The 12516-nt window shown below is 64.1% G+C and carries 12 protein-coding genes; 4 read left to right on the forward strand and 8 right to left on the reverse strand.

Features of this window, described 5'->3' with window-relative positions:
- Window positions 1-10 precede the first annotated feature (10 nt).
- On the reverse strand, window positions 11-337 hold the full coding sequence (locus DEA8626_RS01695) for a DUF4342 domain-containing protein (RefSeq protein WP_108853276.1): 327 nt from the start codon (window positions 335-337) through the stop codon (window positions 11-13).
- Between the two features lie 109 nt (window positions 338-446).
- The gene (locus DEA8626_RS01700; protein ID WP_108851333.1) at window positions 447-599 is read right to left on the reverse strand and encodes a DUF3309 family protein; all 153 of its coding nucleotides are present in this window, start codon (window positions 597-599) and stop codon (window positions 447-449) included.
- Between the two features lie 391 nt (window positions 600-990).
- Here DEA8626_RS01700 and DEA8626_RS20955 point away from each other — a divergent pair, with 391 nt between their 5' ends.
- Entirely contained in the window at window positions 991-1164 is a 174-nt protein-coding gene (locus DEA8626_RS20955; protein WP_181366328.1) for a hypothetical protein, read from the forward strand.
- 185 nt (window positions 1165-1349) lie between these two features.
- Here DEA8626_RS20955 and DEA8626_RS01705 read toward each other — a convergent pair whose 3' ends face one another.
- Complete coding sequence (locus DEA8626_RS01705; RefSeq protein ID WP_108851334.1) at window positions 1350-1781, reverse strand: RbsD/FucU family protein; 432 nt, start codon at window positions 1779-1781, stop codon at window positions 1350-1352.
- Between the two features lie 577 nt (window positions 1782-2358).
- Between DEA8626_RS01705 and DEA8626_RS01710 the strand changes: the two genes are divergently transcribed.
- On the forward strand, window positions 2359-3246 hold the full coding sequence (locus DEA8626_RS01710; protein ID WP_108851335.1) for a DUF3800 domain-containing protein: 888 nt from the start codon (window positions 2359-2361) through the stop codon (window positions 3244-3246).
- On the opposite strand, the gene ettA is transcribed toward DEA8626_RS01710, so the two are convergent.
- The 3 genes from ettA to DEA8626_RS01725 all read right to left on the reverse strand — a co-directional run bounded on the left by ettA (window position 3247) and on the right by DEA8626_RS01725 (window position 8559).
- A complete protein-coding gene (gene ettA, locus DEA8626_RS01715) occupies window positions 3247-4902 on the reverse strand; it encodes an energy-dependent translational throttle protein EttA (protein WP_108851336.1) in 1656 nt (551 codons plus the stop codon).
- 423 nt (window positions 4903-5325) lie between these two features.
- Window positions 5326-6630: a ferredoxin reductase family protein gene (locus DEA8626_RS01720; protein WP_108851337.1), complete on the reverse strand. Its 1305-nt coding sequence runs from the start codon at window positions 6628-6630 to the stop codon at window positions 5326-5328.
- A gap of 153 nt (window positions 6631-6783) precedes the next feature.
- Entirely contained in the window at window positions 6784-8559 is a 1776-nt protein-coding gene (locus DEA8626_RS01725) for a heavy metal translocating P-type ATPase (RefSeq protein ID WP_245890691.1), read from the reverse strand.
- Between the two features lie 1048 nt (window positions 8560-9607).
- Between DEA8626_RS01725 and DEA8626_RS01730 the strand changes: the two genes are divergently transcribed.
- Entirely contained in the window at window positions 9608-9868 is a 261-nt protein-coding gene (locus DEA8626_RS01730) for a DUF1344 domain-containing protein (protein WP_108851339.1), read from the forward strand.
- Between the two features lie 94 nt (window positions 9869-9962).
- On the opposite strand, the gene DEA8626_RS01735 is transcribed toward DEA8626_RS01730, so the two are convergent.
- A complete protein-coding gene (locus tag DEA8626_RS01735) occupies window positions 9963-10841 on the reverse strand; it encodes a helix-turn-helix domain-containing GNAT family N-acetyltransferase (RefSeq protein ID WP_108851340.1) in 879 nt (292 codons plus the stop codon).
- Window positions 10842-10894: 53 nt separating this feature from the next.
- The gene (locus tag DEA8626_RS01740; protein ID WP_108851341.1) at window positions 10895-11695 is read right to left on the reverse strand and encodes a hypothetical protein; all 801 of its coding nucleotides are present in this window, start codon (window positions 11693-11695) and stop codon (window positions 10895-10897) included.
- A gap of 198 nt (window positions 11696-11893) precedes the next feature.
- Between DEA8626_RS01740 and DEA8626_RS01745 the strand changes: the two genes are divergently transcribed.
- Window positions 11894-12493 carry a nicotinate-nucleotide adenylyltransferase gene (locus tag DEA8626_RS01745; RefSeq protein WP_108851342.1) on the forward strand — a complete coding sequence of 200 codons (600 nt, stop codon included), beginning with the start codon at window positions 11894-11896 and terminating at the stop codon, window positions 12491-12493.
- The last annotated feature ends 23 nt before the right edge of the window (window positions 12494-12516 follow it).

The raw sequence follows: 12516 nt of genomic DNA on the forward strand, positions 1-12516 counted from the left end.
TCGGGCGGCGTCAGCCAGCTTCGCCCTCGTCCTTGTCGCGGACGACCTCGATCTTGACCTTGGTCACGAAGGCGGCAAGTGCGCCGATCACCGCGAGAAGCGGCGCAGCGAGGACGACCGCGCCCCCGGCGATGGCACCGATGGTCAGGGGCACCTCAAGGACGAGATCGCCGTCAGGCTCGGTGATGCGGATGCGCTTCACCTGGGCGTCGGCGGCGAGTTCCTTGACCCGCGCGACTAGCTGATCGCCCCTCACCTCGATCTCTTCGGTCCAGCTGCGCCGCTTGTCCGTGCGTTCAGTCGCCGATTGCGGTTCATTGATTTCGGTATCGGGCATCGGATTCTCTCCGGTCTGAAAATGGAATGCGCTGATCATGGGCGGTGCCGCCCGCGCCTGCACTGACACTGATCAAGTCGGGCAAGCGACCGTCGCACGTTTGGCGCCGCTAGAGGCGGCCCAGGAGCGCGAGGATCAGGATGATGACCAGGATCGTGCCGATCACGCCCGAGGGCATGTAGCCCCAGCCGCGCGAATAGCCCCAGGTCGGCAGCGCGCCGATGAGAAGCAGGATCAGGATGATCAGAAGAATCGTGGACATGGGAGCCCTTTCAAGGTTGAGCGATATGCCGGGATAACGCAGTCGTGAGCAGGCGGTTCCCGAGAGCTGCGCGGGTGACGGGATCAGAGTCGTTGATCCGGCGGCGGCCCGGCACGTGGCAGGGGCGAATCCGTTCGGGCGCCGAATCGTTCGGACGCGCGGCGGGGATGCCGCGCGGGGGGTGGGACTGTTCAAGGTTCCGCAACAAATGCCCCCGTCTAAGCAGAGATCGTTAGTGCAACCTTAAGGCGTCTTCAAATCGACACCGAAATGACGCGTTTCAGGCACATATGCGCCATTTTGCGGACAATTCCTTGATCAAGGCTCAACCTAGGGTAGCAAATGTGGCGGCGAAATCGGAAGGCTACTCAACCTGAAGGGGAGAACTGACATGACGAATTTCACTGAAAAAGCCCGTATCGGACGCACCAACGCCCTGTCCAATCTGCGATACGGCCTTGGCGACGTCGCGCCCGGCGCCCGCCGCTGGACACAGGTGCGCCACAATCCGGTGACCTTCGTCTCGGGCCGGGCGCGGGCGGGGAGCGCCACAATTCTGGCATGATCCGGCGGCACCGGCCGGTCCAGGGGATGAGAAACGGGCGCGCCAAGGGGCGCGCCTTTTTCGTGTCTGCGCGGCGTCGGCAAGGCGTATGGCATGCGTATGGCATCCGTCGGGACAGCCGGGAGGCGAGAATCTCGGCGCGTTCGGGCTCCCCCGCCGCCGGACAGGGCCGGAGGGGGACGCATTCAGGGACCGATCACGCCCTTCTTCAGGATGATGTTGCCATAAAGCCGGGTCTCTCCGGTCTGGATGACGGCGAAGGCGGCCTTCGCGCGGTCGTAGAAAGCGTGACGCTCGATCCCGGCCAGGGTCGCGGGCGCATCGGCGACCTCGTTGACGATTGCCTGAAAGTCGCGCACCGCCTCGGGGACCGCGTCGGGGTCGCCGACGACCTGCATCGTGACGGCCGGGTCATCGACGAAGGTGTCGAGCGGCATCAGCGACAGCACGGCGCGGAGCATGGCGCTGGCGGTCACGCCATCCGCCCGGATGAGAAGCCGGCCCATGCTCGTGCCCGGGAAGTTGGCGTCGGCGATGACGATCTCGTCGCCGTGGCCCATCGCGGCGAGCGCGTGGAGCAGGTCGGGCGAGAGGATCGGATCGATGCCGCGGAGCATTCGGGGGCTTTCGTTGGGGTCGGGGTATATGAGCGTGGGGGAGCGGGTGGGTCAAGGAACCCGGTTGTGCAGTACGGGCGAGATGGGGCTCGGCCGCCGAGATTATAGGAGCATCACATCCGGGAGGAGGCGGATTACGCGGCGCATGTCCGGTATTGTTGGATCAATCCGGTCAAGCACGGGTTCGCCGAGCGGGCCGTGGATTGGCCGAACTCATCCATCTGTCGCGACATCTAGCGCGGGTTGGTCGAACCGGAATGGTCCGGATTGGTGCCCGAGGGCGAATTCGGGGAGTAGGGTGCGCTTCAGCGCACCGTTATGCCGCGGGGCGGGGTTTCAAGGGCGAGTGTTGCGCTGAAGTGAACCCTACGGCTTGCTGCCTACAAGAATGCATAGGCATACGTCAGGTGCAGGGCACAACATATTGGTTTCGTTGGAATACGAGTATTCTTCTTGAAGTTGGGGGAGTCTAGTAGTACATTCAAGGTACGTCCAAGATGGGTCGCCAAGCGTCCCGGCTTAGATTGTATGGTCTAAAAGCTTGGTCGATTTCCTACTTTGGTGTACCTGACTTTCTATGTATATCTGCTACCTAGATGAGTCAGGTACACCGGAAACTCCCGGTACATCTTCGCATTTTGTCTTATGCGGTATCGCGCTGCCCGTGGAACATTGGCGCGCAAGTGATCAAGCAATTACGCAGGTGCTGACTCCCTTCGGCCTTGAGGACACAGAGCTTCACACGGCGTGGATGGCTCGAAAGTACTTCGAACAGAGCTTGGTTCCTGGGTTTGATGGGCTTTCTTATTCTGAAAGGCGAACAAAAGTGCGCGGACTACGAACAGCGGAGATACTTAAGCTCCAACGCAGTGGTAACGCCAAGAGGCTGCGCCAGACCAAGAAAAACTACGCAAAAACTGACGCGTACATTCACCTTACTTATTCTGATAGGTGGGGAGTAATTAAGAAGGTAGCTGATACGGTTGCAAATTGGGGTAAGGCGCGCCTGTTTGCGGAATGCATAGACAAGGTTCATTTTGATCCGGTTTGGGCCGGGAAGACGGCCGAAGAGCAGGCTTTCGAGCAGGTGATTTCGCGCTTTCAACAATTCCTTACTAGCGCCGGACCCGGTGGCGACTCTCTGGGAATGATCGTGCACGATAACAACGAAAGCGTCGCCATGAAGCACACGGAACTGATGCGCAAGTACTACGAAACAGGAACCCTTTGGACCAGCGTAGACAAGATAGTTGAAACTCCGCTGTTCGTCGATAGCAGCCTGACGCGCATGGTGCAGGTTGCCGATCTTTGTGCATACGCCATTCGTAGGTATCTAGAGAACGACGAAGTCGACCTGTTTCGTCGCATATTCGCGCGCGCGGACCGCTTGTCCAGCGGCAAGACAGTTGGGGTGCGCCATTTTACCAGCAATGGTTGTGTGTGCGAAGTTTGCAGTACACACTAATCACCTCGTAAACTTCTTATACTTCACCCGCTTCGGCTCCACCGAATCCGGCCCCAGCCTTCTGATCTTGTCCTCCTCGTAGGCCTCGAAGTTGCCTTCGAACCATTCGATCTTGGCCTCGCCCTCGAAGGCGAGGATATGGGTGCAGAGGCGGTCCAAAAAGAAGCGGTCGTGGGAGATGATGACGGCGCAGCCGGCGAAGTCGTCGAGGGCGGCTTCGAGGGCCTGAAGGGTCTCGACGTCGAGGTCGTTCGTGGGTTCGTCGAGGAGGAGGACGTTGCCGCCGGAGCGCAGGAGCTTGGCCATGTGGACGCGGTTGCGTTCGCCGCCGGACAATAGCCCCACCTTCTTTTGCTGGTCGCCGCCCTTGAAGTTGAAGGCCGAGCAATAGGCGCGGGAGTTCATGGTGACGTCGCCAAGCTCGATCTGCTCGGCGCCGCCGGAGATTTCCTCCCACACGGTCTTGCCGCTGTCGAGCGCGTCGCGGGACTGGTCGACATAGGCGAGGCTGACGGTGTCGCCATAGGTGATTGTGCCGGTATCGGGCTTTTCCTGGCCCGTGAGCATCCTAAAGAGCGTGGTCTTGCCGGCGCCGTTCGGGCCGATGACGCCGACGATGCCGCCGGGCGGCAGCGCGAAGGAGAGGTCCTCGATCAGGAGCTTGTCGCCCATGTGCTTCTTCAAGCCCTCGACCTCGATCACCTTGCCGCCCAAACGGGGGCCGTTCGGGATGATGATCTGGGCGCGGGTGAGTTTTTCGCGTTCGGATTTCGCCGCCATCTCCTCGTAGGCGTTGATCCGGGCCTTCTGCTTGGCCTGCCGGGCCTTGGCGCCGGCGCGGATCCATTCAAGTTCGCGTTCGAGCACCTTCTGGCGGGACTTGTCCTCGCGCGCCTCGTGCGCGAGCCGCTTGGCCTTCTGTTCGAGCCAGGCAGAATAGTTGCCCTCGTAGGGGATGCCGCGGCCGCGGTCCAGTTCGAGGATCCAGCCGGTGATGTCGTCGAGGAAGTAGCGGTCGTGGGTGACGATGAGGATCGTGCCGCCGTATTCGATGAGGTGCTTCTGGAGCCATGCGATGGTCTCGGCGTCGAGGTGGTTGGTCGGCTCGTCGAGCAGGAGCATGTCGGGGGCTTCGAGGAGGAGCTTGCAGAGTGCCACGCGGCGGCGTTCGCCGCCCGAGAGGGTGTCGACCTGGGCCTCGTCGGGCGGGCAGCGCAGCGCCTCCATCGCGACGTCGATCTGCGAATCGAGGTCCCAGAGGTTCTCGGCATCGATCTCGTCCTGGAGCTTGGCCATCTCTTCCGCCGTCTCGTCGGAATAGTTCATGGCCAGTTCGTTGTAGCGGTCGAGCTTGCCCTGCTTGGCCTTGACGCCCTCCATGACGTTGCCGCGGACGGAGAGCGCGGGGTCGAGCTCGGGCTCCTGCGGGAGGTAGCCGACGGTCGCGCCCTTGGCGGCCCAGGCCTCGCCCGAGAAGTCCTTGTCGAGGCCGGCCATGATCCGGAGAAGCGTGGACTTGCCGGCGCCGTTGACGCCGACGACGCCGATCTTGACGCCGGGGAGGAAGTTCAGGCGGATGTTCTCGAAGAGCTTCTTGCCGCCGGCATAGGCCTTTGAGACGCCGTCCATGTGATAGACGTATTGATAGGATGCCATGGGTGAAGTCCTCTGGGATAAGGGTTTGGCCCTCATCTAGACAAGGCGGGGCGAAAGGGCAATCGCCGGGCGTGGATGTCGCCGCGCGGCGGCTGTGACGAACGTGCGCGAGGCAGGGCCTTGCGATCAGCCGGGCGGATGTCGGAGCCGGGCTTCGTGCGATATCGCTTCGGGTGGGGGCGAGCGTCGCGGTGATCCTGGCCGGCACGACAGGGCGCGGGTTGAGGCCGCGCTGGTCAGGGGCGCGGATCGAAGCGGATGTCTGCGCCGGTCACGGAAACGCTTCGCTAAGATTCGAGATGGCAGGGCTGCAGAACCGATCTTCAGCGCAGCGCGAACGCCGCCAGCGCCAGAACGAGGATGGCATTGATGACCCAGATCGCGAGAGAGATCCGCCGCCGCAAATCCATATGTTTGAACGGATCAGTCATAGTCGAACCGCTCTGACAGGATGTGGGACGACGGCGTGCCGCGCGCGATCAGATGGTCTTCGACTATGTTCATCATGATGGCCGGTCCGCACATGACAAAGATCCATTCCTTGAATTCCGTCGGCGAGAATACACGATCCATCAGCGCCGCATCTATGAAGCCCCTCGCGCCCTGCCAGCCTTGGGGCGGTTCCGTGAGCACATAGGTCACGTCCTCGGCATCCAGTTCGTCGCGACAGGCGATCTGATCCTCCAACCGATTTCCATAGATGATCTTGACCTTGCGCGGATCGTCGGTCAGGCGCATCTGCCTGAGAATGCTGATCAGAGGCGCGATGCCCACGCCCCCGGCAATCAAGGCGACGCCCGGCTCGTCGCGGCCCTCGATCGAGAGACTGCCATACGGCCCGTCGAGATAGGCGACCGAGCCCGGCTCAATCTGCCCGACCGTGCGGGTGAAATCCCCAAGCTCCTTTATGATAAACGAAACTTCCGGCCCGGCCGATGGCGCCGAACTGATCGAAAACGGGTTCTCCTTCAGCGAAAACGCGCTGTGCCCGACATTCAGCCAGACAAATTGCCCAGCTTTGAACTCAAGGCCGGAATGACCGTCAGGCGTGACGGTCAGCTCCCATTGCTTCGGCGTGAGGCGATTGACCGAGGTAACGCGCCACCCTCGTGCTTTGTCCCGAAGCGGCACCAGCAGGTAGACGTAGAGAAGCGACCCGATCGCCATGCCGGTCATCGCCCCCCAAAGCCAGGTCATCACGGGCAGCGATCCGTAGCGTCCGGCATAAATGGTGTGATGCAGCAGAAGTGCCGCGACCAGAAGCGCCCCGATTCCATGCATCAGGCGCCAAGTTTCGTATTTGACGTCCAGCTGAGTGCGCCCGATCGCCAAAAGAACAAGAGTCGGCAGGATGAGGAAGGCCGCAATTCCGGTGGAAAGGTCTGAAAAATCAGTGGTAATCGTCAGCTGCCGAGTGGGGTCCCAGGGACGCTGACCCCCCGATGGCGCGCCTCGATAGAGAAACGGGTGCAACAATGCAAAAGCCAGTGCCGTGCGCGCCATCATCTGATGAAACCGCATGGTCACGTCCATGCCGACGCCATTCGATATGCTCTTGAAGCGGCCGGACAGGACGAACTCCATGAGGATCATGGTGAAGGCCAGAATGCCGAGACCGGAGGCGAGCTCTTCGCGGAAGGGTCGTGGCGGCCCGCCGACAAGCCAGGAAACGATCAGTGGAAGCGCTACAGCGGCGAGGTAGGCGACAATCAACCAGGCTGGTTTCATAAGCTTTTCCCGAACCGGTAATTCTGACGGTGCAGACTGATCGCCGCGTAGAGATGTTCCCGACGCACAGTCGCGAATTCAGGTTGTAATGTCTCGACAATGGATTGCGAAGGTCTTGAACCGGGCCAAGGCATCGGCACGAACTGGCAAAACTCAGACATGGCGCGGACGGATACGCAGCGATCTGAGCGCGTTGAGCACGACCGCGACATCGATAGCTTCTTGCAGGAGCGCGCCCTGCACGGGCGAGATATAGCCCAACGCGGCGGCGATCATCCCCGCCACCGACAGGCCGATCCCCGCCGCGACGCTCTGCCAGGCGATGTCGCGCGCATTTTGCGCAATTTCGAGCGCCCCGAGAACCGCGTCCAGGCGGTCGACGAGGAGGACGACATCAGCCGCCTCGGCCGAGGCGGCGGCGCCCCGCGCGCCCATCGCCACGCCCACGTCCGCGGCGGCGAGCGCGGGCGCGTCGTTCACCCCGTCGCCGACCATCATCACCGGTCCGTTCTTGCGTTCGGTCAGAACCAGCAGAACCTTCTGGTCCGGCGTGAGTTCGGCATGAACGGCTTCGAGGCCAAGGCCGTAGGCGATTGTCTCGGCCACATCCGTGCGGTCGCCGGTCGCGAGAAGGATGCGCTCGACGCCAAGGTGCCGCATGGCGGCGAAGAGCGTCCCAGTCTCGGCGCGCAGGTTATCCGCCATGACCATGTGTCCCGCGAAGACTCCGTCCACCTCGAGTGCGACCAACACCGACCCTGGCCGCCCGTCGAGGATCGGCGCCGCATTGCCGTCTCCGGCGAAGTCCAGCCCGCCGACCTTGACCGCCCGGCCCGCGACGTTGCCCGCGACCCCCTGGCCCGGAAACTCGGTTACGCCGCTCGGCACCGGCAGCTTGAGCTGGCGCGCGACCGCCTCGGCGACGATGGCCTGCGCCACGGGATGCTTGGAGGCCTGATCGAGCGCCGCGGCGAGGGCCAGCAGCTCTTCCTCGGACAGACCGTCCGCCGGGCGGATCTCGACGATTGCGGGATGGCCGATCGTCAGCGTCCCCGTCTTGTCGAGAATTACCGTGCGGGTCCGGGCCAGGTTCTCCAAGACCCGGGCCCCCTTGATCAGCACGCCGAACCGCGAGGCACACGACATTCCCCCGACGAGCGCAACCGGCACCGCCAGGATCAGCGGGCAGGGCGTCGCTACCACGAGAACGGCCACGGCCCGGACAGGATCGCCGGACGCCCACCACGCCATCGCCGCAAGAGCCAGCGTTACCGCCAGAAACCCGAGCGACCACCGGTCCGCCATGCGCGACATCGGTGCTTTCGACCGCTGGGCCTCCTCAACGAGGCGCACGATGCCGGCATAGGTGCTTTCGGCGGCGGCGCGCGAGGCCAAGAGATCGAAGGCCTCGCCGACATTTGTCGCGCCGCTCATCACCGCGCCGCCGGAGCCGAAGCGCACGGGCAGGGGCTCTCCGGTCAGCGCCGAGGTGTCGAGAAGTGCGCTGCCCCCGGCTACTTCGCCGTCGACCGGGACGGCATCGCCCTGTCGGATCAAGAGCCGGTCACCCGGCGCCACGGCGTCGAGCGGCACCTCCTCGAGCGCTCCGTCGCGGTGCCGGGTCGCGCTGCGCGGGACCCGCGACAGAAGAGCGTGCATCTCGCGGCGGGCGCGAAATTCCGCGAAGCTTTCGAGAAACGTCCCACCGGCATACATGACGGCCACCACGGCGGCCGCGAGTTCTTCGCCGAAGACGAGCGCGGCGGTCATCGACAGCGCGGCGACGATGTCGACCCCAACCTCGCCCCGCCGCAGGCTTTGTACGATTTCCCAAACCAGGGCGGCGATAGTGGGGACGACGCCGGCGAACCAGACGATCCTGGCGCCGCCGTCCCGGTCGGCGGCGAGCAGGATCAGCCCGCCCGTCAATCCGGCCAGAGCGATCAGAAGAAGGCTGATCCGGAAGTTCGAGAGTTTGATCTTGCCGCCCCTTCGCCTCTGCCGCCTTCGCCCGGGATCCGCGGCCGCGGATGGATTCCAAGCGATGTGGCCCGGACGATTGCGCGAACTTATCTCACCCGGCTCGCGACACGTCCAGCGACGCGAGGTAGAAACTCGCGTGGTTGACGCGGGACAATCCCCTCGAATCCGAGTGGCTTGGCACCGGTATCAACGACGGTGGCGAACCCTGGGGACGACGGGAATCTTTGCTTCTTCACAAGGGAACTAAGGTCGCGCAGGGAATGACGAATGCCGACGCCGCCATCGCGTCGACGCGGCCCGCGATGGGCGCGCGGTCGGAGGCCACCTTGGCCGCCACTTTTTCTCTCGGTTGTCGACCCTCTGGCTGCCGGGACTTTCGGGACTTCTGATCGCCCGTCGGGAAGCGCGATCGATTCCGTGGCGATCGAAGCGGAGGTGCGCCTCAGCGACCGGCCCGACCCGGGCACCCGTGGCGCGCGCGGTCCAGGCTCGGGTGCGCGCGTCGATCGGCCCGACAGAATCCTTTGCGGTCTGCTTCCAGCCGGCGGACCCCTTCCACGCCATATTCGGGGACCGACTTGCCGATGCTGACCGTGGCCCGAGCGTCGCCCATCCTGTGGCGGATTTAAGCCGACGCCGGTACGGGCCCAGGCTTCCTCGGCGCGACGGCAAGGTGCTTGTCCTTGAAGCGTTCGCCGCATCCGGCGCACCTTGCAGGCCAAAGATGTGCCGGAAAATTCGCAGTCAGATTAGGCAAGTATCGGTGGATGGCCCCCCGTAGCGTCCCGACAACCCGCGGCATGGCCGCGCTGCCGGGCGCCCGCCTTGCCGCAACTTGCCCGAAGCTTACACCGAAGTAATTTGAACGGCTTGGCGCCGGGTCGTAGATTCCGGCGTGGGAGCGGGAAGATGCCGGCCCCCGAAAACCCAAACGGACATCTTCAGACTGCTCAGAAAGGGCCGCCTCCAGCGGTCAAACAGAAGGAATATGCCAATGCGAAAGTTCCTTTACCCGACAATCGTCGCAGCGATGCTCGCCACTTCTGTCGGCGCCTTCGCGGCGGACACGACAACCACCGACGCCATCAAGGCCTTCGACATGAAGGCGATGACCCTGACGCTTCAGGATGGAAGCGTCTACTATCTGCCCAAGGGCTTCAAGGATCCGGGCCTGAAGGTCGGCGAGAAGGTCAATGTGACCTGGCATATGACCAGCGACAAGCATGAGGTCGACACGGTCACGATCGCGAAGTGACGCCGATCAGGGGTTTGCTGGCAGTGGGGACCCCTCGGGGTCCCCACGTGTCTGTGCAGGGTTGCGCGAGCGACGGCGCCGTTCCGCCGAACCGTCACAAGGTCTTCTCGAACCAGTGATGCGCATAGGGCTCATTGTTGAAGGCAGCAATCTCATGCCAGCCTAGGCGGCGGTAAAGAGCGATGGCCTCCGTCAGCGAGCGGTTGGTGTCGAGCCGGAGCCGAGTCATGCCGAGCGTTCGGGCGCGGGTTTCGGCCTCTTCCATCAGGCGTTTGGCGATACCGAGGCCGCGGGCGGCCGGGGCGAGCCAGAGGCGTTTAATCTCGCCCGCCGCTGTGCCGTTTCCCTTCAGCGCGACGCAGCCGAGAGGGAGAGTGTCGGACATCGCGACGAGGAAGGTGCCGAGCGGCGGGCGGAGGGCGGCCGCGTCGGGGTCGAGGCTTTTCGTGACTTCGAAGCCAGTCTCGAACCGGCGGGAGAGGGTGGCGTAGTATTCGTTCAGACAGTAGCGCGCCTCGGGTGTTTCGGGATCGGTTTCCGCGATCTCGATGCGGTCGCGGGAAAACGCGGTGGCGACAAGGTCCATCGCCGCGAGGAGCGCATCGGTATTGCGGGACTGCCGGGAAAGGAGGCGCGCGGCGCGGTCGTTCGAGAGGCGTTCGTAGGCGGCGATCTCGGCACGGCCTCTGTCGGTTGGGCGGGCGATGCGGCGGCGGCGGTCGTTGGGGGCGGGTTCGGTGGTGACGAGCCCCTCGTCTTCGAGCCTTCGCAGGAGGCGGCTGAGAAGCCCGCTGTCAAGGCCCGTGGCTGCGCGCAGCACCGAGACCTCGGCGGCGTCCGGTCCGATGGCGCAGAGCACCCGCGCCGCGCCCAGCGGGCGGTCGCGGCCGAGGTAGGAGGCGTCGAGCGCGCCGATTTCGGTCGTCACGGCGCGGTTGAAGCGGCGGATACGGGCGATGGGGTCGGGCGGCATGATGTCTGACTTTAGTCAGATATCTTTCCGGCGCAAGACAGGGTGCCGCGCGATCAGCTGTTCCGGCCGAGATCGATAAGCCAGATTTCCAGATGGCCCGCAGACACCTTGCCCGCGAGGCGGGAAAAGTCGCGCACAGCGATTTCCGATTCGGGGATCAGCGCGTGGATCGCATGGGCGAGCCGGACCGCGTCGTCCCGATGGGCAGGGTCGAAGTAGCGGACCTCGTTCCGGTCGGGAACGGCCTTGACCCACTCGCCGCCCTCCTCGGCGCCCTCGACGGGCCAGCCATTCTCGGCCAGCGTCTCGGCGAAACGGGCCGATTGGTCGCGCGTGATGGGATCGCCGAACTGCAGATAGATTGGCCCGCCGGAATAGGCGGGCTCGTCCGTCTGCGCGAGCCACAGCCGCTCGGGCCCGCCCACCAGGCGGAGGAGCCCGCGCGTTCGGAGCGCCGCGTTCTCGGTCCCCCCGATGACTTCGACCACGGGGGCGAAGCGCTGTTCGCAGCTTTCGCGCGTTTCGACGAAAATCCTGAGATAACAGGGCGGCGCGGGAAGGCGGCCCGAGATCTGAAAGGCGGAATCGACGAGCCCGACCATGTAGAGGGTGAAGGATGCGGTGAGCGTCCAGCCAAGCCAGCGCCGCATGGCCGGATTCGTTGCGACAAAGGCCACGACCGAACAGACGAGCGCGAAACCAAGCACGTAGGACGCCGCGAGAAGGACGTCGGGGCTGAAGCCCCAACTCGCGACGATGGCGCCGGCTGCGACGCAGGCAAGGCCGACCAGCAGGAACTTGCCGTTCCTTGGGTCTACATCGAGAAGTTTAGCAAGTACCTCTGAGGGAAGCATAATCCTGCTCCAGTCTGTAAGAAATGGACATAAAACTACCGCAGATAGAATAGCGCCACGTCTGATTCTCCGCAAATCCCTGACTCGTGAGGACATGGCGCGGCGGACGTTGACAGGGCAGGGGCTCGGGGCGACAAAGACTGGCCGCGGGTGCGGCGCGGTACTGAAGGGGGCGTTGTGCTCGGATTTCCCATTGCCATGGCGGAGCAGGCCATCGGGCTTCTGGGCGGTTCGTTCGACCCCGCGCATGAGGGTCATGCCCACATCACGCGCGAGGCGCTGAAGCGGTTCGGGCTGGATCGCGTGTGGTGGCTCGTCTCGCCGGGCAATCCGTTGAAACCGGATGCGCCGGCGCCCATGGCGGACCGGATCGCGCGGGCGCGGGCGGTAATGGCGCATCCGCGCGTCGTGATCTCGGATATCGAGGCGCGGCTTGGCACGCGCTACACCGCCGAGACATTGCGGCTACTGATGGCGCTCTATCCCGGCGTGCGGTTCGTCTGGCTCATGGGCGCGGACAACCTGGCGAGTTTCCACGAATGGCAGGATTGGGATTGGATCATGACCAATGTGCCGATCGGCATCTTCGCGCGGCCGGGATCGCGGCTTGCGGCGCGCGGCGCGCGTGCAGCCGAGGAATACGAACGCTTCCGCCTGCCGGCGGAAGCCGCCGTCCTTCTTCCGCGCTGCCGGCCGCCGGCTTGGTGCTTTGTCAATGTCCCTATGCTCGACCATTCGTCGAGCGCGATCCGGGCAGAGGGCGGATGGCGTCGGGACTTGCGTGGCGGGCCCCGGTGAGCGAGGCTGACGGGCCAAGGAGG

The organism is Defluviimonas aquaemixtae, from assembly GCF_900302475.1.
Classification (GTDB): Bacteria; Pseudomonadota; Alphaproteobacteria; order Rhodobacterales; family Rhodobacteraceae; genus Albidovulum; species Albidovulum aquaemixtae.

What these genes read in the sequence shown, in the direction of transcription:
- DEA8626_RS01735 (WP_108851340.1), bottom strand. Translation starts at nt 10,841, where the DNA reads ATGCCGCCCGACCCCATCGCCCGTATCCGCCGCTTCAACCGCGCCGTG.
- ettA (WP_108851336.1), bottom strand. Translation starts at nt 4,902, where the DNA reads ATGGCATCCTATCAATACGTCTATCACATGGACGGCGTCTCAAAGGCC.
- DEA8626_RS01695 (WP_108853276.1), bottom strand. Translation starts at nt 337, where the DNA reads ATGCCCGATACCGAAATCAATGAACCGCAATCGGCGACTGAACGCACG.
- DEA8626_RS01710 (WP_108851335.1), top strand. Translation starts at nt 2,359, where the DNA reads ATGTATATCTGCTACCTAGATGAGTCAGGTACACCGGAAACTCCCGGT.
- DEA8626_RS20955 (WP_181366328.1), top strand. Translation starts at nt 991, where the DNA reads ATGACGAATTTCACTGAAAAAGCCCGTATCGGACGCACCAACGCCCTG.
- DEA8626_RS01740 (WP_108851341.1), bottom strand. Translation starts at nt 11,695, where the DNA reads ATGCTTCCCTCAGAGGTACTTGCTAAACTTCTCGATGTAGACCCAAGG.
- DEA8626_RS01745 (WP_108851342.1), top strand. Translation starts at nt 11,894, where the DNA reads ATGGCGGAGCAGGCCATCGGGCTTCTGGGCGGTTCGTTCGACCCCGCG.
- DEA8626_RS01720 (WP_108851337.1), bottom strand. Translation starts at nt 6,630, where the DNA reads ATGAAACCAGCCTGGTTGATTGTCGCCTACCTCGCCGCTGTAGCGCTT.
- DEA8626_RS01730 (WP_108851339.1), top strand. Translation starts at nt 9,608, where the DNA reads ATGCGAAAGTTCCTTTACCCGACAATCGTCGCAGCGATGCTCGCCACT.
- DEA8626_RS01705 (WP_108851334.1), bottom strand. Translation starts at nt 1,781, where the DNA reads ATGCTCCGCGGCATCGATCCGATCCTCTCGCCCGACCTGCTCCACGCG.
- DEA8626_RS01700 (WP_108851333.1), bottom strand. Translation starts at nt 599, where the DNA reads ATGTCCACGATTCTTCTGATCATCCTGATCCTGCTTCTCATCGGCGCG.